This window comes from Curtobacterium sp. MCSS17_005 (assembly GCF_003234225.2).
Taxonomy (GTDB): domain Bacteria; phylum Actinomycetota; class Actinomycetes; order Actinomycetales; family Microbacteriaceae; genus Curtobacterium; species Curtobacterium flaccumfaciens.
Map to the genome: position 1 here is coordinate 1892823 of NZ_CP126258.1, position 24711 is coordinate 1917533.

Genomic DNA, 24711 nt, shown 5'->3' on the forward strand with positions numbered 1-24711 from the left:
GGTGTTACAGCGTCCCCTCGAACAGGCGCGCGCCGTCCTGGCCTGCGCCGGACGTGCCACTGGCGTCGTAGGTGGCGGCACCGGTGACGGCCCCAGCCAGGGTCTCCTCGGTGGCCTGGGCGGCTGCACGCAGGAACCGGTCGTTCTCGTCGCGCAGGGCGCCGATCTGGGTGGTCAGCTCGACCATCGCGGTGAGGTGCGACGACAGGATCTCGCCCCACGGCCCGTTCGGTGCCGCGGCGACGACGTCGCGCAGGGGAGCGTCGGCGGGGACGCCCCACTCCTCGGCGACCTCGGCGCTCTGCGCGGCGCGCTCGAGACCGGTGCTGCGGAGCCGGTCGAGGACCTGCTCGACCTCGCGGCTGGCGTGCGACACCCAGCGGGAGCGGCCCGCGGTGAGCAGGAGCTGCTCCTCCTCGAGCTTGAAGGTGAGCAGTTCGAGCAGCTCGCGTTCGCGCCAGAGCACGGCGGACAGGTCGTTCACGCTCATCAGCTCCTCCCAGGTGGTGGTTCGTCGGGGGTGGTCCCCGGTCCGTCATCCTGCGGACACCGGGACCTATCGACCTGGTGACCGCGACCGTAAGCCCCGGCGGCCGAGTGCCGTCACCCGTACTCGGCGGGACTGTGACCCGATGACCCCTGACGGGGGACAAGAACGGTCGTTCCCCACCCCGAGTCCCCCCAAATGCCGACCGGAATCCGGGCCTGACACCCCCGCACTGGGGACGGTTGAGCACCTGTTCAGCGCATTGCCAGCCGATACATTCAGAACGCACCCCGGGGGACACCCGGAACCGCTCGGGAACGATGCGGGGTGTACCGCTCGGAGGGACCCGGGCGGGTCTTCGGCGTACGCACCGGCCATCCGAGGCCGGCGTCCGTCGCGCCCACGGACGGGTGAGCCGACACACGTCAGGTCGACCAGGGGAACAGCATGGACCGCACCGAACGCAACGCGATGATCGTGGAGCACCTCCCGCTCGTGGGCTACATCGTGGCCGACGTCCGCTCCCGGGCGACGCACCTGGACCGCGACGACCTCGCCGCCGTCGGATCGCTCGCACTCGTCGCAGCCGCCGAGGCCTTCGACCCCACCCTCGGTGTGCCGTTCGGCGCGTACGCCCGCACCCGGATCGCCGGCGCGCTGGCCGACGACATGCGCTCGGCCGACTGGGCCTCCCGCGGCACCCGGAAGCGGATCCGCGAGACCCTGGCCACGCAGGAGGCCCTGTCCGCTCGCCTCGGCCGGAGCGTCGGTGCGCAGGAGATCGCCGATGCCATGGGCGTCGACAAGCAGACCGCCGTCGACGCGATGAGCGATGCCGCCCGGACCGTCGCGCCGCTCGACGAGACGGTGCACGACCTCGTCGCCGCGGACCTGCCGCTCCCCGGGGACGACCTGCTCGAGACCGAGAAGCGCCGGTACCTCCGCGCCGCGGTCGAGGCCCTGCCGGAGCGGATGCGCTTCATCGTCGAGGCCGTGTACTTCGGCGACCGCTCGGTCACCGACGTCGCCGCCGAGCTCGGCATCACGCACTCGGCCGTCTCGCAGCAGCGCTCCGAGGCGATGCGCCTGCTCCACGACGGTCTCGCCGCCCACTACGGCGACGGCACCACCGTCGAGCCCGCGAGCCGCACCACCGCGGCCCGCCGCAGCGCCTACCTCGCCCGTGTCGCCACGAACGCCGCCGCCGGTGTCGCCCGTGCCGTGCACGACGCCGCGTCCGGCCCGGCCGTCGCGGCGAGTTGAGACGTCGGCGGAAACTTCTCCGCCGATCCCCTAACGACTCCCGGCAACCGGTCGAGAGTCATCCATGTCAGCCCACGGACGGGCCGACGTACGACCCACATTCACGGAGGAAACCACCATGGGTATGTCCATCAACACCAACCTCTCGGCACTCAACACGTACCGGAACCTCAACGCGACGCAGAACGACCTGTCGAAGTCCCTCGAGAAGCTCTCGTCGGGTCTCCGCATCAACCGTGCTGCCGACGACGCTGCCGGTCTGTCGATCTCCGAGGGGCTGAAGTCCCAGGTCGGTGGCCTCACGGTCGCCGCCCGCAACGCGCAGGACGGCATCTCCGTCGTGCAGACCGCTGAAGGTGGCCTCACCGAGACCCACTCGATCCTCCAGCGCATGCGCGACCTGGCAGTGCAGGCCGGCAACGACTCGAACAACGAGGACTCCCGCAAGGCGATCACCACCGAGGTCGGCGAGCTCACCAAGGAGCTCACCCGCATCTCGGAGTCGACCAACTTCAACGGCATCAACCTGCTCGACGGCTCCGCCGGCACCGCAGGCGTCCTGAAGTTCCAGGTCGGCGCGAACGGCGACGCGGCGAGCCAGATCGACGTGGACCTGTCGAAGTCGAACGTGGAGTCCGTGTCGACCGCGGTCGGCGCGCTCACCTTCGACTCGGCGACGAACGCTCAGGCCGCCATCACCGCGATCGACGAGCAGATCAAGTACGTCTCCTCGGCTCGTTCGAGCATCGGTGCCGTCCAGAACCGCTTCGACCACGCCATCAACGTGACGAACGTGGCCAAGGAGAACCTCACCGCTGCCTCCTCGCGCATCACCGACGTCGACATGGCGGAGGAGATGGTCAAGTACACGCGCGACAACATCCTCAGCCAGGCCGGCACCTCGATGCTCGCGCAGGCGAACCAGAGCACCCAGGGCGTGCTCTCGCTCCTGCGCTAGCCATCACGTGGTTCGTCCTCCGAGCCCCATCGGGCCCGGAGGACGAACCCCGCCGTCCTGACCACCTCCACGACGCCAGGGAGTGTCGACGATGTCCTCGTCCGTGTCCTCGAGCACCAGCCTCGCGATCGACGGTCTGGTCAGCGGTCTCAAGACGACCGACCTCATCAACTCGCTGATGAGCGTCGAGGGGGTCCCGCAGACCCTGCTCAAGAACAAGCTCACCACCACCAACTCGTTCATCTCGTCACTGCAGACGCTCAACGGGTTGATCCAGGGGCTCGCCACGAAGGCCGCGGACGCCGCGAAGGCCTCGTCGCTCGACCTCTTCGCCGCGACGAGCACCGCGCCGAGCGTCACCGCCGTCACCGGTACCGGGGCGACCGCCGGCTCCATCAGCTTCACCGTCGGTTCCACCGCCTCGGCCCAGGTCGGGGTCACGGCCGCGATGTCGACGTGGTCGACCGGTGCGCAGCCGATCACGATCGTGGGCGCCGACGGCAAGTCCACCACTGTGACGCCGGCGTCCGGTTCGCTCGACGACGCCGTGTCGGCCCTGAACAAGTCCGGTGCGGGCGTCACCGCGACGAAGGTCTCCGCCGGCACCGACGCCGACGGCAGCAAGCTCTACCGCCTGCAGCTCACGTCCGCCAAGACCGGGGCGGCCGGCGGCTTCCAGGTGTACCGGGGCGGTGCCGACGACGTGGCGGCGGGCACCGCGACGAACGTCCTCACCGAGACCGGTGCCGCCGTCGTCACCGCGGCGACCGACGCCAGCGTCACCCTCTGGGCCGGCACCGCCGCCGCGCAGACGGTCACGAGCGCCACGAACACCTTCACCGGGCTCGTCCCCGGGCTCGACGTCACCGTGTCGAAGGCCACCACCGAACCCGTCACCGTGACGGTCGCGCAGGACACGACCAAGGCCCAGTCCGTGGCGTCCGGGCTCGTCGACGCGATGAACGCGGTCGCCGCGTACTACAAGACGAACACCGCGGTGTCGAGCTCGACCAGCGCGACGTCCGGCACCACGACGACGAAGGCCGGCGTCCTGCTCGGCGACGGTGCGTCCCGCGACGCCGTGCAGCGGCTCACGAGCACGATGTCCGCCCCCGTCGACGGCAAGTCGCCGTCGACGATCGGCATCGTGATCACGAAGGACGGCAGCTTCACCTTCGACCCGGAGGTCTTCCAGAAGGCTCTCGCCGCCGACCCGAAGGCCACCCAGGCGATGCTCTCCGGTGTCGCCGCGAACGTCGGCGCCGCGGCCACCGCCGCGTCCGACAAGTACGACGGCTCGGTCACCACGTCCATCACCGGGCAGCAGGCCGTCGCCAAGGACCTCAACACCCAGATCGACAGCTGGACCGACCGGCTGACGATGCGCCGGGCCGCCCTGCAGACCCTCTACTCATCCCTCGAGACCAGCCTCAGCAAGCTCCAGTCGCAGTCGAGCTGGCTCGCCAGCCAGCTCGCCTCGACGTCGAGCTGACGGGAACGACCATGACCTTCGACTTCCAGGCAGCCGCCTTCCGCCAGGCCGCCCAGCCGCGCACCGTCACCGACCAGCGTCGTGCCCAGTACACGAACGAGGCCGTGCTGTCGGCGACGCCGGCCCAGCTCGTGACGATGCTCTACGACCGGCTGCTGCTCGACCTGCACCGTGCCGAGGCCGCGCAGGTCGCCAGCGACTGGGAGTCGGCGCGCGAGCAGCTCCTGCACGCCCAGGCGATCGTCGGCGAGCTCTCGAGCACGCTCCGGATCGACGTCTGGGACGGCGGCGAGGGCCTGCTCGCCGTCTACAACTACGCCTCCACCTCGCTCATCACGGCGAACGTGCACCGCGACGTGCAGGCCACCCGCGACTGCATCCGGATCCTCGAGCCGCTGCGTCAGTCGTGGCACGAGGCAGCCGCGTCGCTGCCCGCGACGCCCGCCAACCAGCAGCCGACCGGGGGAGCCCTCGGTGTCGCCTGAGTCCTCCGCAGAGCTGTCGCCTGAGCAGACGGACGGACGAGCCGCATGGGAGGCCCTGCTCGCCTCCCTGGAGCACGACGCCGCCGGGCAGGCGGCCGACTCCACGGCCGTGGCCGGGTGGTCGGAGCCGGCCGGGCTGGGACCGCTGCCGCGTGACCTGGTGGGACGGGCCTCCCGGCTGCTCGCCGCGCAGCGGGACCGCATGACGGTGCTCGAAGCGGACCGCCGCTCGACGCTGGAGCACCTCGGTGCCCTGCGCGCCGTCGACGCCACGCGCGAGCCCCGCGGCTCCGTGTACCTCGACGCTTCCGCCTGACCCGCGCCCCGAGCGACGATGTCGTCGTCGTACGACGGCGACCCTGTCGCTCGTGCGCGCGTGCAACCGTCCGCGTCCGCAACCTGCAGCGTCTGCACGGAGCGACGATGTCGCGGTCGGACGACGGCGACCCTGTCGTTCGTGCGCGCGTGCAACTGCCGGCGCGCGCAACGGGCGACGTCGTCGTTGTCGTACGACGTCGGCGGTGTCGCTTCCGCGCGCGGACAACTGGTGGCGCGTGCACGGGGCGACGATGTCGTCGTCGTACGACGTCGACTGTGTCGCTCCCGCGCGCGTGCAACCAACCGCACGCGCAACGAGCGACACCGGCCCGCACCCGCACCCACAGCCCCACCGCCCCACCGCCCCCCGTTCGGGGCGACGCCTAACGCGGCGGACGACGGGCTCCGATAGCGCCATTCGAGCACGGATCGCTCACCAGTTCGGCCAGGGATCGGCCACCACCGCACGGCGACGTCGCACCGACGACGCCTGACGAGGGGACCCTTCGTGTTCGATTCCGTGACGAGCGTCGCGCTGCAGAGCGCACTCGACGGTCTGTCGATGCGCCAGAAGGTGATCGCGAACAACATCGCGAACATCAACACGACGAACTACCACGCCGAGAAGGTCCAGTTCGAGGACGCCCTGGCGAAGTCGATCGTGGACGGCGACGGCGCCACCACGCCGACGATGGCGCGCAGCCTCGAGCCGACGAACACGAACGGCAACAACGTCAACCTCGATGAGGAGACGCTGTCGAACATCGACACCGTGCTGCGGTACCAGTTCGCGACGCAGGCGATGAACTCCGAGCTCACCAGCGTCCGTGCGGCGATGCGGACGAACTCGTGACGACCTTCGACGCGATCGGCATCGCGAGCACCGGTCTGACCGTGCACCGGAAGTGGCTCGACGCCGTCTCGGACAACATCGCCAACGCGAACACCGTGAAGTCGATGGACGACACCGCGTTCCAGGCGCGCTACGTCGAGGTGCAGGAGGGCGCCGGCGTCTCCGGCGCCTACGTCAAGGGCGCCGCGTTCGGCAGCGCCGCCGGCCGTGTGACCTACGACCCGGACAACCCGCTCGCGAACGAGGAGGGCTACGTCCGCATGCCCGACATCGACCTCGGCACGCAGATGGCGGACCTCATCATGGCCCAGCGCGGCTACCAGGCGAACGCCGCCGTGGTCGACCGTGCCAAGACCGCCTACGAGGCGGCACTGCAGATCGGGAAGAACTGATGCCCATCGACGCCGTGAACGGTGTGACCACCAACGCGATGACGAACGCCCTGACCAGTGTGTCGGGGACGTCCAGCGACAGCACGAACGCCACCGCAGCCGCCGGCGCGACGACCGACGGCAGCGGGTTCGCCGCGAGCCTCGGCAACGCCGTCGACGGGCTGCAGTCGTTGCAGAGCGACTCGAAGACCCTCGCGCTCAAGGCCGTGACCGGCAACCTCGACGACATCCACGACGCCACGATCGCCGCCACCCGCGCGCAGGTCACGCTCGAGCTCGTTTCCGCCGTCCGCAACAAGGGCGTCGACGCCTTCAACGAGATCATGAGGATGCAGGCCTGATGCCCGTCGCCGTCAAGAACGTCTTCGCGCGCCTCAGCGCCTACGTGAAGGGCTTCTCCGCCGCCCAGCGCACCATCGCGATCCTGGCGATCGCGGCACTCGTGCTCGGTGGGATCGCCCTCGCGTCCTGGCTCGGCAAGGCGTCCTACGCCCCGCTCTTCACCGGGCTCGCCGCGGCCGACGCGAGCTCCATCACGGACCAGCTGCAGACCGACGGTGTGCCGTTCCAGCTCACCGACGGCGGCGCGACGATCCTCGTTCCGCAGGCGCAGGTGTACTCGGAGCGCCTCAAGGCGGCGTCGAACGGCCTGCCGTCGTCGAACGAGGGCGGCTACTCGCTGCTCGACAAGATGGGCGTGACCAGCTCGGAGTTCCAGCAGGACGTCACCTACAAGCGCGCGATGGAGGGCGAGCTCGCCAAGACCATCGGCGCGATGGACGGCGTGCAGACCGCCACCGTGCAGCTCGCGATCCCGGAGAAGTCGGTGTTCGTCTCCGAGGAGAAGGACCCGACCGCGTCGGTGTTCATCGCGACCGACAACGGCACGCAGCTGAGCACCGACCAGGTGCAGGCCATCGTGCACCTGACGAGCGCCTCGGTCGAGGGCATGCAGCCCACCGACGTCTCGGTCGTCGACGCGAAAGGCCAGACCCTGTCCGCCGTCGGCACCGGTGCGACCGGCAGCGGCGCGGACCAGGCGGCCGACTACGACGCGGCGACGAGCAAGAAGATCCAGGACCTGCTCGACACCACGCTCGGCGTCGGCAACGCGACCGTCGTGGTCTCCGGGACGATGAACCAGGAGTCCGGCACCCGGACGTCCGAGCGCTACACGTCTCCCACGTCGGGCCCGGTCGCGCTGAACGAGTCGAGCACCACCGAGGAGTACGGCGCGGGCTCCGGTGCGGGGACCGGCGCGACGGGGGTCCTCGGTCCGGACAACATCGCCGTCCCGAACGGCACCGCGACGAGCGGCACCGGCGACGACGGGTACAAGAACGAATCGGCGACGAAGAACAACGCCGTCGACCACACCACCGAGACCACGCAGATCCCCTCGGGCGGGCTCGACCGGCAGACCATCTCGGTCGCGCTGAACTCGAAGGCCGACGCCGTGCAGAACGCGAACCTGCAGAGCATCAACGACCTGGTGTCCGCCGCCGCGGGTGTCGACCAGGACCGTGGCGACCAGGTCAAGGTCGCGATGATGGACTTCGACACCAGCGCCTCCGACCAGGCCGCCAAGGCCCTGGAAGCGCAGCAGAAGGCCGACCAGCAGGAAGCACTGTGGTCGTCGATCCGCACCGCCGGCATCGTGATCGGCATCGTCCTCGCGGTCATCGCGATCATGTTCTTCGTCGCCCGCCGCAACCGGAAGCAGGAGCGCGAGGCCGTCGACCTCGGCGAGCTCGACGCCTTCGCCGGTGAGACGTTCCAGCTGCCCCTCGCGATGGACGGCGTCGACGACCGGGCGACGCTCGGTGCCGGCGACGCCCCGACCGCCGTGCTGTCGGCGACGCCCGCCGGCGACGCCCCCACCGAGGTGTTGACGACCGAGGAGATCACCGCCGAGCGCCGCCGTCAGGACATCTCCGCCCTGGCCGAGCGCGACCCGAAGCGCACCGCCGAGCTCCTGCGCGGGCTCCTGGACGACCGGGCACCGGTGTGAGCGCGCTGATGCCGAGCCCCGGCGGCGGTCCCGGTCCGAGCGACCGTGCCCTGACCGGTGCGCAGAAGGTCGCGCTCATCCTCATGCAGATGGAGACCGACCGCGCCGCCGAGGTGATGAAGCAGTTCACCGAGATGGAGGCCGAGGAGATCTCCGCCGAGATCGTCCGGATGCGCCGCGTCGAGGACACCGTCGTCGACCAGACGCTGTCGGAGTTCCACCGGATCACGATGAGCGGCCGACTGCAGAAGCGCGGCGGCAAGGAGACCGCCCTCGGGCTGCTCGAGGCGTCGTTCGGCGCCGAGCGGGCCGCCGGCGTGATGGACCGTCTGGCCTCGAACCTCGCCGGCCAGTCGTTCGACTTCCTCGACGACGCCGAACCCGGCCAGGTCATCTCCCTGCTCGAGGGCGAGCTGCCGCAGACGATCGCCCTCGTGCTCGCCCATCTGGGCCCCGGGCAGGCCAGTGCCGTGCTCGCCGGGATCGACGAGCGCGTCCGCACCGACGTCGCCCAGGCCTTCGCCACGATGGGCAGCGCGACCCCCGAGGCCGTCGGCATCGTCGCCGGTGTGCTCCGCCAGCGCGCCGGGGCCGTCGTGTCGCCGCGCGAGAGCGTCGAGGTCGTCGGTGGCATCGCGCCCCTGGTCGACATCATCAACCGCTCGGACGTCGCGACCGAGAAGGCCGTGCTCGAGGGACTCGAAGCCCGCGACCCGGAGCTCGCCGAGGACATCCGCTCCCGCATGCTCACCTTCGAGGACATCGTGAAGCTCGAGTCCCGCGACATCCAGCAGGTGCTGCGCGGCATCGACTCGAAGATCCTCGCGACCGCCATGAAGGGCGCAGCCGGGCCGGTCGTCGAGACGATCCGCGCGAACGTGTCCGAGCGCAACCGCGAACTGCTCGACGACGAATTGCAGGCCATGGGCCCGGTCCGCGTCTCGCAGGTCGAGGAAGCCCGCGCCGAGGTCGTCCGCTCCGTGCGCGAGCTCGAGGCCCAGGGCGTCGTCACCGTGCACCGCGCCGAGGAGGACGAGCTCGTTGACTGACACCGTCGTGCACCGCGTCGCCTTCCCGGTGCTCGCCGACCCCGCCGGCCGCGAGCGTGCGTCGAGCGCGGACGTCCGCGGGCACGCGGCCGGCTACACCGCCGGCCTGCGGGCCGCGCAGGCCGAGACCGACGCCCTGCGCGCCCGGCTCGAGGCCGAGCACGCCGCGCGGATCACCGCCCTGCAGGCCGACACGGCACGCCGGATCGCGGTCCTCGACGCCGCCACGAACGCCATGCTCTCCACGGTCGCACCCGTCCTGGCGGACGCCGAGGCGTCGGTCGCGAGTGCGGCAGTCGACCTGGCCGAGGCGATCGTCGGCAACGTGGTCCGCGCCTCCAGGCCCGCACACGACGCGACCGTCGTCGACGATCCGGACGGACAGGGCAGCCGGGAGGCCCGGATCGCGTCCGGCGCCGAGGCCACCGTCCGGCGGGCGCTCGCGTCCGTCGACCGCACGGTCCCGGTGGCCGTCCGGCTGAGCCCGGCGGACGCCGCGCGCGTCGCCGGCCTCGACCTGCCGGTGCCGGTCGTCGCCGACGGCGCCCTGCGCGACGGCGACGCCGTCGTCGACCTGCCGGACGGCATGCTCGACGCGCGCATTGCCACGGCGCTCGACCGCGCCCGAACCGCCCTCGGTGTCGACGCGACAGGAGCCGACCGGTGACCGCCACGCTGCTCCGTCCGCGCGGCCTCGACGAGGCGCTCCTGCGGGCCGCCCCCCAGCGGGTCGGTGTCGTCACGAGCGCCGTCGGCCTGGGGCTGACGATCGCCGGGCTCGACGCCCGCGTCGGCGAGGTCGTCACGGTCGGCGCCGAGGACGGCGAACAGACCGCGGTCGAGGTCGTCGCCACCGATGCCTCGGGCGTCCGCTGCATGCCGCTCGGCCGCCTGACCGGCGTGACCGCGGGCACCCCGGCGCGTCCGACCGGCCGCCCGGTGCTCGTGCCGACCGGATCCGGTCTGTTCGGCCGCGTGCTCGACGGACTCGGCCGACCGATCGACGACCGCGGCCCGCTCGAGGGTCCCGGCGGCGAAGCGGTCACCCGGGTCCCGCTCGACCACGACACCCCGAGCGCGATGGCCCGGACCCGCATCGACACCCCGATGCAGCTCGGCGTCCGCGTGCTCGACACCCTGACCACCGTCGGCCGCGGGCAGCGCATGGGCCTGTTCGCCGGGTCCGGCGTGGGCAAGTCGTCGCTGCTGTCGATGATCGCGCGCGGGAGCGACGCGGCCGTCAACGTCATCGCCCTGGTGGGGGAGCGCGGCCGCGAGGTGCGCGAGTTCCTGGAGGACGACCTGGGACCCGAGGGGCTCGCCCGCTCGATCGTCGTCGTGTCGACCTCCGACGAACCGGCGCTCATGCGCCTGCGCGCCGCGTTCGTGGCCACCCGCATCGCGGAGTCGTTCCGCGACGCCGGCCAGGACGTCGTGCTCATGATGGACTCGCTCACCCGTGTCGCGATGGCGCAGCGCGAGATCGGGCTGTCGGTCGGAGAGCCGCCGGCCACCCGGGGCTACCCGCCGTCGACGTTCTCGGTGCTCGCCGGGCTGCTCGAGCGCGCTGGGACCGACCGCGTCGGCAGCATCACGGGCATGTACACCGTGCTGGTCGACGGGGACGACCACAACGAGCCGATCGCCGACGCCGCTCGCAGCATCCTGGACGGCCACGTCGTGCTCGACCGCAAGCTCGCGATCACCGGGCACTTCCCGTCGGTCGACGCCCTCGGCTCGGTGTCCCGCGTCGCCTCGAAGGTCACCCGACCCGAGCAGCGTGCCGCCGCCACCGTGCTGCGGAAGGTGATGGCCGCCCGCGCCGGTGCCCAGGACCTGCTCGACGTCGGTGCGTACCAGCGCGGGTCGAACCCGCTCGTGGACGCCGCCGTCGACCACCAGGGATCGATCGACGCGTTCCTGCGCCAGGGCATGGACGAGCGGGCCACGGCCGACGCGTCCTGGCAGCGCCTCGGCGGCCTCGTGCAGCAGCTGGGGGTGTCGTGATGGCCCGCCGTTTCCCGCTCGCCGGGCTCCTGCGCCTGCGCCACACCGAACAGGACCGTGCCGCCGCCACGCTGGCCACCGCGAACGAGCGCGTCCGTGACGCCGCCGACGCCCGGATCGCCGCACGCCGGAGCCTCGCCGACAGCGAGGACGCCCAGCCGATCCAGGACGCCGCCACCCTGAGCGCCGTCGCCGCAGCCCGTGCCGCGACCCGCGGGATGCTCGAGGAGCTCGACGCCGTGGTGCAGAACCGCCGTGCCGACGCCGACCGGGCGCAGCGGGACTACACCGCTGCCCGGCGCGCCGCCGTCGGCCTCGAGAAGCTCGAGGGCAAGCACACCGAGCAGCAGGCGGCCGAGGAACTCCGGACCGAACAGAACGCCCTCGACGAGATCGCGGCACGACGCCGCACGGAAGGTGGTGCCCGATGAGCGTCGAAGCGGTGCTCTCCCGGATCTCGGAGATCCGGTCCCAGATCGACACGCTGCGCGGCGGCACGGCCACGGCTGCTCCGAGCGCCTCCGCCACCAGCGGTGCCGCGGGATCGTCGGCCTTCGCCGATGCCCTCGCCACCGCCGACGGCACGACCGGCGCCGGGAGCGCTGCCGGTGCGACCGCCGCATCGACCCCGACGGCCACCCGTGCCCCGGCGACCTCGGTCGACGCCGGGGCCGGCACCCTCGCCACCGGCAGTGGTGCGACCGGCGCAGACGTCGTGGCCGACGCGAAGAAGTACCTCGGCGTGCCGTACGTGTTCGGCGGGGAGACGACCGCGGGCATGGACTGCTCGGGCCTGGTGCAGACGGTCTTCAAGGACCTCGGGGTCACGATGCCCCGGGTCGTGCCGGACCAGGCGAAGATGGGCGTCGAGGTCGGCTCCCTGAAGGACGCGCAGCCGGGCGACCTGATCATCCCGAAGGGCGAGGGCCACGTCGTCATCTACGTCGGCGACGGCAAGGTGCTGCACGCGCCGCGCCCCGGCAAGGACGTCCGGATCGTCGACAACTGGTACTCCGACGCCGACATCGCGACCATCCGCCGGATCGTCCCGGCACAGGCGGCCCCGGCGGCCGTCGCTGCGCCGACCGTCTCGGCAGCGCGTTCCGCGACCGACCTGCAGACCGCCGCGCTGCTGTCCATGATGCAGTCCGGGAGCGCCGCATGAGCCTGACCATCGCCACCCAGCCGTCCGTGCCCACCGCGCCGGGCTCCACTCGGGGTGCGCTGTCCGACCCCGCTGCTGCCGGGTCCTTCGGCGCAGCGCTGACCGCCGCCGTCGCGACCGAGCGGCGCCCCGGAGACGGTGCCGCCGGGCGGGACGACACCGACGGCCGCACGGCGGACGGCTCGGCCGCGACGCCGAGCACGGCTGCCTCGGCGCCTGCGTCCGCGTCCGCATCGGACCAGCCGGTGCCCGCGACCGAGGCAGCCCCCGTCGACGCGCAGGCGCTGCTCGCCGCTGGACTCGTGACCGTGGCCGCACCGATCGCTCCGGCCAGCCGCGCCGCCGAGACGCCCGCCGGCGACCCACACGCCGTCGTGGCCGCAGGGGTGACCGCCGGAACGACCAACACCACGACCACGACACCACCGTCGGTGGAGGGGGACACGTCGACGCCGGTCCCGTCGACTGCGGCGCCGACCACCGCCCCCGCCACGACGACTCCGCAGCAGGCACCGGCGTCGGGCGTGGCACCGGAGACGGCTGCCGCTGCGACGACCCGGCCGGCGACCGCCGCCGCGGCGACGCCTGCCGTGACGCCCGCCGGCACCGTGTCTCCGGCCGCTGCCGCGAGGACCGTCGCCGACGCCACCCCCGCGACGACCGCTGCGTCGACGACCAGGGCCGCGACCGACCCGGCGACCACCGCCCCGACGGCCGCTGCCGCCATCGCGGCCCCCGCCGCCACCCGCACCGCCGACGGCGACACCGGGACCGTGACGCCGGCCCAGGCGCCGGTCGTCACTGCCGCCCCGGCAGCCGGCCCCGGCTCCCGAGCCGGCCACGGGACGGAGCAGCAGGCGTCGACGCCGGGTGATCCGGGCCTCCCGGCCGTTGCCCCGACGCGCGGAGGCGAGACGCCGTTCGTCATGGCGACGACGCCGACCACTGCGCCCGCCGCGGCGACCGCGCCGTCCCCGGCGCCGCTCGCCCAGCAGCTGGCGCGACCGGTGTTCTCGCTCGCACAGGCCGGCCCCGGCGAGCACGTCGTCACCGTGCAGGTCGTGCCGGACAGCCTCGGCCCGGTCACGGTCCGCGCGCACGTCACCGCGCACGGCATGCACGTCGAGCTGTTCGCCGCCTCGGACGCCGGCCGCGAGGCCGTCCGTCAGGTCCTGCCGGACCTGCGGCGCGACGCCGCCGGCACCGGTGTGAGCACCACGCTCGACCTGTCGTCGCAGAACCAGCCGCAGGACGCGCCGGGTCGCGACGAGCGTTCGGCCGCACGTGCGCTGCCTGGCGACCCCGGCCTGGAGGCGCGGGTCACTCCGCGTCCGCAGCCCACCGCCCACACGCCCTCCATCCGCACCGCGGGACTCGACGTCCTCGCCTGATCCGGCTCACGAACAGGAACGCACCATGCCCATCGACGGCATCACCGGCAGCGTCGACCCGACCGCGCAGGCCGCGGCCCTCGCCGCGAACTCCACCGCCCAGAAGTCCCAGACGATGGACTCCGAGGTCTTCATGAAGCTGCTCGTCACGCAGCTGCGCAACCAGGACCCGTCGTCGCCGATGGACACCAACCAGATGATCGGCCAGCAGACGCAGCTCGCGATGATGGAGCAGATCACCAACCAGACCACGACGGGGAACGAGAACTTCTCGCTCCAGATGCGCATCGCCGCAGCGAACCTCGTCGGCAAGCAGGTCAGCTACACCGACGCCGACTCGGGCAAGTCCGTCACCGGGACCGCCTCGGCCGTGTCGTACGCGAACAGCGTCCCCACGGTCACCGTGAACGGGAAGGAGGTCGCTCTCGACGTGATCTCCGGCATCACCACCACCGCTCCGGCGTCCTGACGCCCGCTCCTCCGTTCTTCGTTCTTCCTCGTTCTTCCTCGCTCTTCCTCGTTCTTCCTCGCTCTTCCTGCCTCTCCGAAAGGACGCACCATGCTCCGCTCGCTCTACTCCGGGATCTCCGGCCTCCGCTCCCACCAGCAGATGCTCGACGTCACCGGCAACAACATCGCCAACGTGAACACCGTCGGCTTCAAGTCGTCGACGACCGTGTTCCAGGACACCCTGTCGCAGATGACCCAGGGTGCCGGCGGACCGCAGACCGGCATCGGCGGCACGAACCCGGCCCAGATCGGCCTGGGCGTGCAGGTCGCCGGGGTCTCCACGAACTTCTCGCAGGGCTCGGCGCAGGCCACCGGCAAGGCCACCGACCTGATGATCTCGGGCGACGGCTTCTTCGTCACCCGCCTGGGCAACGACACCGTCTACACCCGCGCCGGTGCGTTCGACTTCGACGCCAACGGCCGCCTGGTCACCGCCGACGGCAAGATCGTGCAGGGCTACCCGGCCACGAACGGCGTCGTCAACGAGAACGGCCAGCTGTCCGACATCACGCTGCCGCTCGACGCCGCGGCCCCGGCGGTCCGCACCACCGCCGCCACCGTCGCCGGCAACCTGCCGTCCGAGACGGCCGTCGGCCAGACCATCACCCGCGAGGCCACCGTGTACGACGCCTCGGGCGCCAAGCACACGATGTCGCTCGCCTACACGCGCACCGCCGACGGCTGGGACGTCACCGGGCGCAACGGCCAGGGCACCACGGCGACGACCTCGCTGACCTTCGGCACCGACGGCAAGCTGGCCGCCGGCGGCACCCTCGCCGTCGGGGGCATCCGCGTCGACATGGGCGACCTGACCGGGTTCGCCTCGCTCAACACCGCGGCGATCGGCTCGCAGAACGGCCGCGAGGCCGGCGCGCTGCAGGGCTACTCGATCTCGAAGGACGGCACCGTCACCGGCACGTTCTCGAACGGCGCGTCGCTCGCGCTCGGCCGCATCGCCCTCGCCACGTTCGCCAACCCGGCCGGCCTCGAGAAGACCGGGGCGTCGGGCTACCGCGCCACCGCGAACTCGGGCGGTGCGACGGTCGGCGGTCCCGGCTCGGCGGGCGTCGGTTCGCTCGCTGCGGGGACGCTCGAGATGTCGAACGTCGACCTGTCGCAGGAGTTCACGAACCTGATCGTCGCGCAGCGCGGGTTCCAGGCGAACGCGCGCATCATCACCACCTCGGACGAGGTGCTGCAGGAGCTCACGAACCTGAAGCGCTAGGCGCGGGGGTTCGCGTCGCGGGCGCTCGCGTCGCGCCCGCTCGCGTCGCGCCCGCTCGCGTCGTCGTGCGCTTGGTGAGCAGGAACGGTCGGGTACCGAAGGGGGACTCGACCGTTCCTGCTCACCGTCGTTCGTGGAGCAGGGAGTTCGGCGACGGTTCGTGACGAAACGGCGCGTCGTGACGTCTCATCGGTGCGATGCGCGAGAACCCCGACACCGACCACCAGTCCGACCACCGCTGCTGGAGCGTCTTCGACCGCTGGCGGTGTGATCGACCGCGCGGCCACGACGGCGTGCACGAGTCGCGTGCTCCCGGCGGCCGCACGAGCTGGAACGACGCGCTGACCGGGCGTCGGCTCTCGGACGTCTGAACCGGAGCGCTGACCGGGTGTGTCGCGCGTCGTACGGAGCGGTGGCGTTGGTGGATGGTGCAGGAGAAGTCGTCAGCGTGGTTCAACACGGTGGAGGTGACGGTCACCGGAGACGCCCGGGACCTGAGCGACGTCGCCCTCGTCCGCACGTGTGGGGGAGCACGCTGCACGCCGCCGACTCCGTCGGACCCACCGCTGGTCCCCGTCGGTGTCGCGCCGGAGCCGTCGCCCACGCCCGTGCCCGGCGGTGCCGTCTGGCGGACGACGGCAGATTCCGGCATCCCGACGGTGGGCCGGGTCGCTGTCTACGACCGCGAGGACCGTCTGCTCCTCAGCCGACCAGTTGCGCTGCACTGGGTCCGCGACGAGCAGGGCGACCAGGACGAGCGGTGCGGTGGTCCGTCGACGGCGGCTGTGTCGGTCGGACTCTCGCGCTGAGCACACGTCGAGCCGGACGGGGCATCACACGGGCGTCTGGCTGCGGCGGCGCACATGAGCGGGTGCGTTCCTTCCCATAACGGCTGCGATGGGAACGGGAAACGGGCGTACTTGGTCGGAACGACCGACCGGGTACGCCCGATTCGACCAGGTGCGCCCGGAGTCGCCCTACGACGACGTGGGCGGCGACGCCACCGATTCGATGCCGTCCAGCCGCGCCTCTTCCGCGTCGTACCCGGCGCGCACCTGACGCAGTACCAGGTCGTCGATCTCGTCCGCGTCGCGCAGGCGCAACAGGGTGTTCGCCTTGTGCTGGACGAGTGCGAGCTCGAGGGCGACCGCGTTGTCGTGCCGCTGCAGCGCGGGGTGGTCGTCGTCGTCCCCTTCGCGGGCCTCGATCACGTCGAGGTGCGCCTCGTAGTCCTTCCGCAGGCGATCGACGGTGGCACGATCGGCTCCGGTCGACCGTGCGAGACGGGGGAGTGCATCGAGCGCCTCCTCGATGGCGGTGCGTTCGGCGTAGCGACGTTCCTCGCTGACGGACTCGTCCTCGGGCAGCGCGGCGCGACGCAGGACGGCCGGCAGCACGAGCGCCTGCCCGACGATCGTGACGATGACCACGCCGGCGGTGACGAAGACGATGAGGTCCCGCTCGGGGAAGTCGCCGCCGGACTCGAGGGTGCGCGGCACGGCGACGGCCATGGCGAGCGACACCGCGCCCCGGAACCCGGCGAAGCCGCTGACGAGCCGGTCGCGATGCCCCTCGCGCGGTTCTCCGCCGGTGCGCCGGGTGACGAGCCAGATGGTCCCGCCCGCGGCGTTGAGGAACGCGAACCGCACGATGACGAGCAGCACCGCGACCGCGAAGACGATCCCGGTCCCACGCAGCAGGTCGGCGGGGTCCAGTGCACGTGCGGCGACCATCGCCTCGATGCCGACCAGGACGAACAGCGCGCCGTTGAGCAGGAAGGTCAGGAACGACCAGAACGCGCGCACCTGCTGGCGGGTCTCGGCACGGTCCAGCTTCGGGCCGACCTGGCTGACGACGATGCCGGCCGCCACGACGGCGAGCACACCGGAGGCACCGATGGCCTCGGCGGCCAGGAAGGCCGCGAAGGGCACGAGCAGGGTGACGAGGTTCTCGAGCACGACGGTGTCGACGCGTCGCAGCACCATCGTCCCGATCCAGGCGGCGGCGAGCCCGGCGGCGACCCCGCCGATGTACGACAGGACGAGCATGCCGGACACGCCCCAGAACGTGAGTTCCTGCGTCCCGACGGTGACGGCCACCGCGATGCCGTAGACCACCAGGGTGGTGCCGTCGTTCACCAGGCTCTCGGCGCGGAGCACCGTGACGTTCCGCCGCGGCAGCATCTTCGTGAGCACGCCGACCGCCGTCGCGTCGGTCGGGGCGACCGCGGCGCCGAGCACCCAGGCCGGCCCCCACGGCATCCCGAGCAGGTGCAGCAGCACGGCGACGGCACCGGCCGTGACCACGACGAGCAGGGTGCCCATCAGGACGATGCCGCGCAGGTTCTTCCGGATCTCGCGGAGCGACGTCGTCAGGCTCTCCCAGTAGAGCAGCGCCGGCAGGAACAGCAGGAGCACGGCCTCGGCGGGGAGCTCGACGTCCGCGAACTCCGGCACGAGCCCGAGCAGCGCACCGAAGACCAGGAGCAGCACGGGTGGTGCGATCCGGATCCGGTCGGCCACGGCCGCCGTCAGTGCGATGGCGAGGCCGAGCACGACCACCAGTTCCGGTCCCAGCACGTGCACTCCGATCGTCGTCCGACCCGCCAGTCAACGCCGATCCACGGTGGATCCTTCCAGAACAGCCGGACGACGCGCCGCACCACAGCCGGACGACGCGCCGCACCACGGCGCAGGACCCGTCACGAGCCGCCGCGTCACACCGCCCGCGGCCGCCGCACCACCCGCCGCCACCACGCGCGCCACGGCAGGGAGCTCACCAGCGCCGATCCGATCACGACGGTCCCGAACCACCCCACGACGACGCCCGGGATCGGCACGAGCAGACTCGCCCACAGCAGCACCGACAGCACCCCGAGCACGTACGCCGCCCCGGCCTTCAGGTACCGCAGCCGCTTGAGCCCCGCAGCCTGGTCGACCCGCGAGGTCAGGCGGGCCAGGAACACCGCGCCCACCCCGATCGCCCCGATGGCGACGGCGGCCTGCTCCAGCGCCCCGAGCCCGTCCGACCCGAGCGGCCCGGACCCCGACAGGCTGTACACGCCGTCGAGGATCTCGAAGAGCATGAACACCACGAGCCCCCGCTCGAACACGACCGTCGATGCGTACAGGTGGATGCGCCAGGCTCCGCGGCCCACCCCGATCGACGCCGTGTCCGACCCGCCGCCTCCGGGGTCCGGACGCAGCGCCCAGGCCGCGGTCCGCTTCGACACGAGGTACGCGGCGATGCCGGCCACCCCACCGAGCGCGACCGGCAGCAGCGCACCGGCGGCCCAGCCGGAGCGCGACCCGACGAGCACGGAAGTCACGACGACCCCCGTCGCAGCGGTGACCAGCGACCAGACGCGGGGTCGCGCGACGGAGGCGAGTCGTGCCTCCAGGCTGCCCAGCCACGACCTGCGGGACGCGCGGTCGGTGTTGAACAGGTACTCGGCGAAGACCTGCCAGATGAACGCGGCGCCGAAGGCGGCGAGGGCCGGACGCACCTCGGCCAGGTGCGCGGAGAACGAGCCGGGCGCGAAGACGGCTTCCTCGACCGAGCTGGCCGGGTCGGTCGCGTCACCGACCGCGACGGCGGCCGGCGGTAGGAGCAGGCGCATCGCGAGCACGCCCGCGACGATCCCGAGCGACAGGAACAGCCGGCGGGCGGGGGAGTGCAGGCGCCCGGCGATGCCGGCCATCGGCACGGACGAGTCCGCGGCCATCGCGATCTCGAGGAACGCGAGGGCGACGAAGGCGAGCGCTGCGGCGGGGCCGAGCACCAGCCAGGCCGCCGCGGCGGCCGCGACGGTGATGAGCAGGGGGACGGTCAGGAGTGATCTCGTGGCCATCTGCCCATCCAGCACGGTCGGGCTGGGCGGCGCATGGAGCGCTCCTGGGCATCGGCCTGGAGGCCCGTGGGGACCCCGCAGAACGGGTGACGGCCCGTCCCCACTTGCGGGGACGGGCCGTCAGGTCGCGCGGGCGGGTGGTCGCGTCAGTCGTGGAACGTCTCGATGGACGCGCCGAGCGAGTTGAGGCGCTCCTGCAGCTGCTCGTAGCCACGGGCGATGATGCCGACGTTGCGCAGGACGCTCTCGCCCTTCGCCGCGAGCATCGCCAGCAGGATCACCACGGCGGGCCGCAGCGCCGGCGGGCAGCTGATCTCGGCACCGGAGAAGTGCGTCGGACCGGTGACGTCGAGGCGGTGCGGGTCACGCAGGGTGACGCTCGCGCCCAGTCGGGTGAGGTCGAGCAGGTGGATCGCCCGGCCCTCGTAGACCCAGTCGTGCACGAGCGTGGTGCCCTCGGCCATGGCCGCGATCACGACGAAGAACGGCAGGTTGTCGATGTTCAGGCCGGGGAACGGCATCGCGTGGATCTTGTCGATCGGCGCGTGCAGCTCGGACGGGTACACCGTGATGTCGACGAGGCGGGTGCGGCCGTTGGCGGCGGCGTACTCCTCGGTGACGTCGAAGCGCAGGCCCATCTCGGCCAGGGTCGCGAGCTCGATCTCGAGGAACTCGATCGGCGCACGCGTCACGGTGAGGGTCGACGCGGTGACGATGCCGGCGGTCAGCAGGCTCATCGCCTCGACTGGGTCCTCGCTCGGCCAGTAGTCCACGACCTCGTCGATGCGGCTCTTGCCGGTGATGCGCAGCGTGGTGGTGCCGATGCCCTCGATCTGCACCCCGAGCAGCTCGAGGAAGAAGCAGAGGTCCTGCACCATGTAGTTGGGGCTGGCGTTCCGGATGACGGTCTCGCCGTCGCGGGCGGCGGCGGCCAGGATCGCGTTCTCGGTCACGGTGTCGCCGCGCTCGGTGAGCACGACCGACTTGGTGGGGACGGCCTGGTTCGCGACGTCGACCTCGTACCAACCGGAGGTCGCCTCGACGTCCACGCCGAACGGACGGAGCGCGATGAGGTGCGGCTCGACCGTGCGGGTGCCGAGGTCGCAGCCGCCGGCGTAGGGCAGGCGGAAGGACTCGTACCGGCCGCTGAGCGGACCGAGGAACATGAGCACGCTGCGGGTGCGGCGGGCGGCGTCGGCGTCGATCGCGTCGAGGTGCAGGTCATCGGGGGCGACGATCTCGAGGGTCTCGCCGTCCTCCGACCAGGTGACGCTCGCGCCGAGGCTGCGGAGCACGTCGATGATGCGGTCGACCTCGACGATCCGAGCGACCTTGTGCAGCCGGGTCACGCCGCGGTTGAGCAGCGAGGCGCAGAGCAGCGCCACGGCGGCGTTCTTGCTCGAGTTCACCGCGATGGAGCCGCTGAGCTTCCGGCCGCCCTGGACGCGCAGGTGGGCACGCTGCGGGGCGCCGCCGATCGAGACGATCTGCTGGTCGAGGGCGTCGCTGATGCGGGTGAGCATCTCGAGGGACAGGTTCTGCCCGCCCTGCTCGATGCGGTTGATGGCGCTCTGGCTGGTGCCGACGCGTTCGGCGAGCTGGGCCTGCGTCATGCTGCGGCCCTTGCGGGCGCCCCGGATCAGGGCGCCGACCTCACGGAGGGGTGCTGCGGTCGCCGGAGATGCCGGCGAGACGACGGTGGTGGTGTCGGTCATGCGCGCCACGCTAACACGCTCATGAGATAAACCGATGGAAGATCGACACCCGTTGCGCGTCCTGAGGTCTCGAATACGTCACAGTTGGGAATTTCGGGGGACGAAACTGCTCAGGGATCGGTCAGGGTGCCCCGGACGATCGAGTCGCCGGAGTGCGCCGGGTCGCCGTCGTCGGCCTCGGCCGAGACGTCGACGACCGGGAACTCCGCGGTGTCGACGCCGTCGGGCACCGTGAAGCGGCCCTGGTCGCCGTCGAGGTAGCCGACGCTCACGAGTCCGCCCAGGTCCGACCGCATCATCCAGACCTCGCGCAGCGGTCCGGTGCCGGAGCGACCGCGCTCACCGTGCAGGTCGACGACCAGGGTCACACGGCCGTCCTGGTCACGTTCGAGTTCGGCGCGGCCGGTCGTCCCCGACCAACCGGGCAGTGCGGCGAGCTCGGTGTTCGCCAGGACGGTCTCGGTGTCGCCGCGGGGGAGTCCGGGGACGATCCCCGACGCCACACCGATGCCGAGGACGACGGCCAGGACACCGACGCCGGCGATCGCGATGGCGAGGGCTCGGCGACGACGGGGACGGGATCGGGGTCGGCGGGCCACGGCGTGGTGCTGCGCGTCGGACGGTGTGGCGACAGACGCGCGTTCGGCCGCTCGTCCGGGGTCGGTCGCCGACGCCGCGGTCTGCTGCGGCGTCCGGGCGATCTCGGCCGCGATCCGCTCCCACACGTGCTCCGGGGGCGCGGCCAGCGTGACGTCCTCGGACGCCCGGGTCACCGCGGCGACCCGCTGCAGCGCGGCCACCTCGTCGCGGCACCGGTCGCAGGACGCCAGGTGCTCGGCGACGTCGTCCGCGGCGACCTGGTCGGAGACCGCGAGCATCGCCAGCGTCTCGTCGTCGACGTGCTTCATTCGATCACCTCCAGACGTGTTCGGAGCCGAGCCAGACTTCGGTGGATGTGGCTCTTGACGGTGCCCAGCGGCAGTTCGAGCCGTTCGGCGATCTCACGATGGCTGAGGTCGTCGTAGAACGCCAGTCGCATCACGCGTCGTGGGACCTCGTCGAGCCGGTCGAGCTCGCCGGCGACCAGTGCGCGTTCGGCCAGGTCGAAGGCCGGTTCCGGCGCCGGGGTGGTCTCCTCGACCACGTCCGGGTCGGCGGCGCTGGCGTGCCGGCGACGCTCGTTCTGCGCGTCGGCGATGCAGTTCCGGGTGATGCCGACCAGCCACGCGCCGAGCGGGGCGCGGCCGGGGTCGTAGCTCGTGCTGCGCTGCCAGGCCTTCACGAAGACCTGCTGCGTGACGTCCTCCGCGGCGGCCGGGTCGGCCAGGGCGCGCAGGGCCAGCGAGTACACGAGCGACGACCACCGTTCGTAGACGGCTCGCAGGGCGTGCTCGCCCCCGGCGCGGAACGCGTCCGAGAGCTCGCTGTCGTCCGGGAGGATGGTCGTCACGTCTTCCTGTCGCTGGCGCGGTCGTCGTCGACCACGATCCGATCGTAGGGGGCGGATCGTCGCCACGGTCAGGCCGGGACCGCGGTGACGACGAGGTTGCTCTCGTAGTGTCCGGTGGCTGCGTCGAACGTCCCACCGCAGGTCACCAGGACGAGCCGTCGTGGTCCGTCGTCACGGAACACCTCGCCCCAGGGGAGTCCCCGCTTCTCGAGCATGCTGACGGAGTCGATCCGCCACGCGGTCTCGGCACCGTCCGCGTCGGTCAGGATGACCAGGGTGCCGGTCGGGGCGTCGCCGAGCCGGGAGAACGGGCCGATGCCGTAGCCGACCGCGTCGACGTGTGCCGCGATGACGACGGTGCCCTCGGTGGACGACGGTGCGGCACCGAACCGGTACCAGCCCGCGGTGGCCGGGTCGGGCGGGAGCGCCATCGCGCCGTCCTCGTCGACCCCCTCCGGACGGACCGGCGCGCTGATGCCGGCGTGGTCGACGGTGATGGTGGTCGGGGCGGGGGCGTCCCGGACCGGGGGGATCGTGGCGGCCTGCTGCGGCACCTCGGTCGAGAACGCCGACGGGACCGGTGTGGGGGTGGTGGTCGTCAGGACGGACGGCTGCCCGCCGGGGGTGGTCCCGGCCGACGAGCACCCGGTCAGGGCGGCGGCCGCCACGGCGACGACGAGCGTCACCGTGGCGGACCGCACGGGGCGTGGCACGTTCAGCGGGTCGCTGCGTGCCGGCGGCGGAGCACCACGGCCCCGATCGCGGCAGCGGCGGCCAGTACGGCCGCCGCTGCGCCGACCAGGGGCAGGGGGTCCTGGTCGTTCGTGGCCACGAGACCGGCGTTCCCGGCGGGGACGCCGTTCGGCGTGCCACCGAGGTCCGTGATCGTCTGCGTGGCGAGGGCGAGGTCGTCGTCGTCCAGGCTGCCCCAGGCGTAGACGATGGTCGACGAGCCCGCGGTGACCGCGACGTCCGCCGGGCCGATCACGGGGTCGGTGGTCCCGGTGGCGGCGACGGTCGCCGACACGGTGCCGGCCGGCAGCTCGAGTGCCTGCTCGTCGGGGTTCGACAGGTTCGACATGACGGCCTTCCCACCGGCGAGGACGTCGACGGCCGGTGCAGCGGCGACGTGCCGGACGACCAGGCGTCCCTGGCCGGCCGCGACGGCCGAGGTGTCGTTGGTGAACACCGTGGCGGTGGGTGACCCGTCCGTGGCGTCGTGGGCGACGGCGGTGTAGTTGCCACCGGCGTCGAACGAGACGTCCGCCGGGCCGATGGTCGGCTTCGACGCGTCGGTGGCGTCCGAGGCGGTGATCGCGAGCTGGTGCGCACCGGCCGGCACCATCATCGGGCCGGCGAGGGTGCCCGGGGTGAAGTCGTCGATGGCACGTTCACCGTCGAGGTAGACGTCGACGGTCACGTCCGGCACGGCGTGGAGGACCGAGAGCGTCGCCTCGCCGGTGGCGGCGGTCGCAGCGGTCGCGGGCAGTACGGCCGCAGCGGCGGCGAACAGGACACCGGCGCTGAGGCCGGTGGCGAGTGTCTTGCGCATGACGTGTCTCCTTCGGGCCTGTCCGCGCCGGTGCGGACGACGTCGTCCTCGACGTCGTACCCCCACTACCGCCGGAGCACCCCGATCGGATGCAGCGATTTCCTGGGGATCAGCTGAGACGGCCCGACCGCGTCGCTAACGCACCCGTCGCACCGGCCGATAGTCCTCCGTGCAGGCCCACGGACGGGCCCGCATCCCGCCCCACGGACGGCGGCGGGACGATCGAGAACCAGGACGGGCCATGATCGTCGTCACACGACTGAACGGCAGCGGATTCGCTGTGAACCCCGATCTCGTGGAGCGCATCCAGGAGACGCCGGACACGACGCTCATCATGGTCGACGGCGCGAAGTACATCGTGCGGGAGTCGATGGCCGACGTCATCGACCTGATCGCCGCGTACCGCGCCCGCATCGTCGGGATGGCCTACGGCACCGACCAGGCCCCCCGCACGAACACCGGCCCGCAGCCGACGCTCGCCCCGGTCGCCGCGCTCCGCTCCACGCAGCACGGTCGCGCGCTGGACGGGGGTCGCTGA

At 72.1% G+C, this 24711-nt stretch carries 28 protein-coding genes; 20 read left to right on the top strand and 8 right to left on the bottom strand.

Going from position 1 to position 24711, the window contains the following annotated elements; genetic code table 11:
• Nucleotides 1–4: 4 nt before the first annotated feature.
• Entirely contained in the window at nucleotides 5–490 is a 486-nt protein-coding gene (locus tag DEJ20_RS09105) for a flagellar protein FlgN (protein ID WP_111235905.1), read from the bottom strand.
• Nucleotides 491–934: 444 nt separating this feature from the next.
• On the opposite strand from DEJ20_RS09105, the gene DEJ20_RS09110 reads away from it, so the two are divergent.
• The 19 genes from DEJ20_RS09110 to DEJ20_RS09200 all read left to right on the top strand — a co-directional run bounded on the left by DEJ20_RS09110 (nucleotide 935) and on the right by DEJ20_RS09200 (nucleotide 16415).
• Nucleotides 935–1750 carry a sigma-70 family RNA polymerase sigma factor gene (locus DEJ20_RS09110; protein ID WP_027465507.1) on the top strand — a complete coding sequence of 272 codons (816 nt, stop codon included), beginning with the start codon at nucleotides 935–937 and terminating at the stop codon, nucleotides 1748–1750.
• A 118-nt stretch (nucleotides 1751–1868) separates the two neighbouring features.
• The gene (locus DEJ20_RS09115; protein ID WP_181420034.1) at nucleotides 1869–2708 is read left to right on the top strand and encodes a flagellin N-terminal helical domain-containing protein; all 840 of its coding nucleotides are present in this window, start codon (nucleotides 1869–1871) and stop codon (nucleotides 2706–2708) included.
• A 103-nt stretch (nucleotides 2709–2811) separates the two neighbouring features.
• Nucleotides 2812–4200 (top strand): flagellar filament capping protein FliD, encoded by a 1389-nt coding sequence (fliD, locus tag DEJ20_RS09120; protein WP_258377207.1) that lies wholly within the window; start codon nucleotides 2812–2814, stop codon nucleotides 4198–4200.
• A gap of 11 nt (nucleotides 4201–4211) precedes the next feature.
• Nucleotides 4212–4685, top strand: a complete 474-nt coding sequence (gene fliS / locus DEJ20_RS09125) for a flagellar export chaperone FliS (RefSeq protein WP_111235904.1) — start codon at nucleotides 4212–4214, stop codon at nucleotides 4683–4685.
• Nucleotides 4675–5001 carry a hypothetical protein gene (locus tag DEJ20_RS09130; RefSeq protein WP_111235903.1) on the top strand — a complete coding sequence of 109 codons (327 nt, stop codon included), beginning with the start codon at nucleotides 4675–4677 and terminating at the stop codon, nucleotides 4999–5001. The genes fliS and DEJ20_RS09130 overlap by 11 nt, the downstream gene beginning before the upstream one ends.
• A gap of 510 nt (nucleotides 5002–5511) precedes the next feature.
• Nucleotides 5512–5856 carry a flagellar basal body protein gene (locus tag DEJ20_RS09135; RefSeq protein WP_017886135.1) on the top strand — a complete coding sequence of 115 codons (345 nt, stop codon included), beginning with the start codon at nucleotides 5512–5514 and terminating at the stop codon, nucleotides 5854–5856.
• Entirely contained in the window at nucleotides 5853–6248 is a 396-nt protein-coding gene (locus tag DEJ20_RS09140) for a flagellar basal body rod protein FlgC (protein ID WP_017886136.1), read from the top strand. Before DEJ20_RS09135 ends, DEJ20_RS09140 begins: the two co-directional genes overlap by 4 nt.
• The gene (gene fliE, locus DEJ20_RS09145) at nucleotides 6248–6589 is read left to right on the top strand and encodes a flagellar hook-basal body complex protein FliE (RefSeq protein WP_071244597.1); all 342 of its coding nucleotides are present in this window, start codon (nucleotides 6248–6250) and stop codon (nucleotides 6587–6589) included. The genes DEJ20_RS09140 and fliE overlap by 1 nt, the downstream gene beginning before the upstream one ends.
• Complete coding sequence (fliF, locus tag DEJ20_RS09150) at nucleotides 6589–8259, top strand: flagellar basal-body MS-ring/collar protein FliF (protein WP_111235902.1); 1671 nt, start codon at nucleotides 6589–6591, stop codon at nucleotides 8257–8259. Before fliE ends, fliF begins: the two co-directional genes overlap by 1 nt.
• Before the next feature lie 8 nt (nucleotides 8260–8267).
• A complete protein-coding gene (fliG, locus tag DEJ20_RS09155; protein WP_111235954.1) occupies nucleotides 8268–9308 on the top strand; it encodes a flagellar motor switch protein FliG in 1041 nt (346 codons plus the stop codon).
• Nucleotides 9301–9975 (top strand): FliH/SctL family protein, encoded by a 675-nt coding sequence (locus DEJ20_RS09160; protein WP_111235901.1) that lies wholly within the window; start codon nucleotides 9301–9303, stop codon nucleotides 9973–9975. The genes fliG and DEJ20_RS09160 overlap by 8 nt, the downstream gene beginning before the upstream one ends.
• Entirely contained in the window at nucleotides 9972–11315 is a 1344-nt protein-coding gene (locus DEJ20_RS09165) for a FliI/YscN family ATPase (RefSeq protein WP_111235900.1), read from the top strand. Before DEJ20_RS09160 ends, DEJ20_RS09165 begins: the two co-directional genes overlap by 4 nt.
• The gene (locus DEJ20_RS09170) at nucleotides 11315–11746 is read left to right on the top strand and encodes a flagellar FliJ family protein (RefSeq protein WP_111235899.1); all 432 of its coding nucleotides are present in this window, start codon (nucleotides 11315–11317) and stop codon (nucleotides 11744–11746) included. The genes DEJ20_RS09165 and DEJ20_RS09170 overlap by 1 nt, the downstream gene beginning before the upstream one ends.
• The gene (locus DEJ20_RS09175; protein ID WP_111235898.1) at nucleotides 11743–12480 is read left to right on the top strand and encodes a C40 family peptidase; all 738 of its coding nucleotides are present in this window, start codon (nucleotides 11743–11745) and stop codon (nucleotides 12478–12480) included. The genes DEJ20_RS09170 and DEJ20_RS09175 overlap by 4 nt, the downstream gene beginning before the upstream one ends.
• Nucleotides 12477–13871 carry a flagellar hook-length control protein FliK gene (locus DEJ20_RS09180; RefSeq protein WP_111235897.1) on the top strand — a complete coding sequence of 465 codons (1395 nt, stop codon included), beginning with the start codon at nucleotides 12477–12479 and terminating at the stop codon, nucleotides 13869–13871. The genes DEJ20_RS09175 and DEJ20_RS09180 overlap by 4 nt, the downstream gene beginning before the upstream one ends.
• A gap of 25 nt (nucleotides 13872–13896) precedes the next feature.
• Nucleotides 13897–14340: a flagellar hook assembly protein FlgD gene (locus tag DEJ20_RS09185; protein ID WP_071403921.1), complete on the top strand. Its 444-nt coding sequence runs from the start codon at nucleotides 13897–13899 to the stop codon at nucleotides 14338–14340.
• 90 nt (nucleotides 14341–14430) lie between these two features.
• Nucleotides 14431–15606 (top strand): flagellar hook protein FlgE, encoded by a 1176-nt coding sequence (locus DEJ20_RS09190; protein WP_111235896.1) that lies wholly within the window; start codon nucleotides 14431–14433, stop codon nucleotides 15604–15606.
• A gap of 197 nt (nucleotides 15607–15803) precedes the next feature.
• Nucleotides 15804–15977: a hypothetical protein gene (locus DEJ20_RS09195; protein ID WP_181431589.1), complete on the top strand. Its 174-nt coding sequence runs from the start codon at nucleotides 15804–15806 to the stop codon at nucleotides 15975–15977.
• Between the two features lie 54 nt (nucleotides 15978–16031).
• Complete coding sequence (locus DEJ20_RS09200; protein WP_111235895.1) at nucleotides 16032–16415, top strand: hypothetical protein; 384 nt, start codon at nucleotides 16032–16034, stop codon at nucleotides 16413–16415.
• 168 nt (nucleotides 16416–16583) lie between these two features.
• Here DEJ20_RS09200 and DEJ20_RS09205 read toward each other — a convergent pair whose 3' ends face one another.
• The 7 genes from DEJ20_RS09205 to DEJ20_RS09235 all read right to left on the bottom strand — a co-directional run bounded on the left by DEJ20_RS09205 (nucleotide 16584) and on the right by DEJ20_RS09235 (nucleotide 24173).
• The gene (locus DEJ20_RS09205; protein ID WP_111235953.1) at nucleotides 16584–18185 is read right to left on the bottom strand and encodes a Na+/H+ antiporter; all 1602 of its coding nucleotides are present in this window, start codon (nucleotides 18183–18185) and stop codon (nucleotides 16584–16586) included.
• A 137-nt stretch (nucleotides 18186–18322) separates the two neighbouring features.
• Entirely contained in the window at nucleotides 18323–19456 is a 1134-nt protein-coding gene (locus tag DEJ20_RS09210) for a DUF475 domain-containing protein (RefSeq protein WP_111235894.1), read from the bottom strand.
• Between the two features lie 146 nt (nucleotides 19457–19602).
• Complete coding sequence (locus DEJ20_RS09215) at nucleotides 19603–21171, bottom strand: helix-turn-helix domain-containing protein (protein ID WP_181431587.1); 1569 nt, start codon at nucleotides 21169–21171, stop codon at nucleotides 19603–19605.
• Nucleotides 21172–21281: 110 nt separating this feature from the next.
• Nucleotides 21282–22079 carry an anti-sigma factor gene (locus tag DEJ20_RS09220; RefSeq protein WP_111235893.1) on the bottom strand — a complete coding sequence of 266 codons (798 nt, stop codon included), beginning with the start codon at nucleotides 22077–22079 and terminating at the stop codon, nucleotides 21282–21284.
• Nucleotides 22076–22621, bottom strand: coding sequence for an RNA polymerase sigma factor (locus DEJ20_RS09225; protein ID WP_111235892.1), 546 nt, complete (start codon nucleotides 22619–22621; stop codon nucleotides 22076–22078). The genes DEJ20_RS09220 and DEJ20_RS09225 overlap by 4 nt, the downstream gene beginning before the upstream one ends.
• Nucleotides 22622–22689: 68 nt before the next feature.
• On the bottom strand, nucleotides 22690–23334 hold the full coding sequence (locus tag DEJ20_RS09230) for a class F sortase (protein ID WP_181431586.1): 645 nt from the start codon (nucleotides 23332–23334) through the stop codon (nucleotides 22690–22692).
• A 2-nt stretch (nucleotides 23335–23336) separates the two neighbouring features.
• Nucleotides 23337–24173 (bottom strand): DUF4397 domain-containing protein, encoded by an 837-nt coding sequence (locus tag DEJ20_RS09235; protein ID WP_111235890.1) that lies wholly within the window; start codon nucleotides 24171–24173, stop codon nucleotides 23337–23339.
• 241 nt (nucleotides 24174–24414) lie between these two features.
• On the opposite strand from DEJ20_RS09235, the gene DEJ20_RS09240 reads away from it, so the two are divergent.
• The gene (locus DEJ20_RS09240; protein WP_027465534.1) at nucleotides 24415–24711 is read left to right on the top strand and encodes a flagellar FlbD family protein; all 297 of its coding nucleotides are present in this window, start codon (nucleotides 24415–24417) and stop codon (nucleotides 24709–24711) included.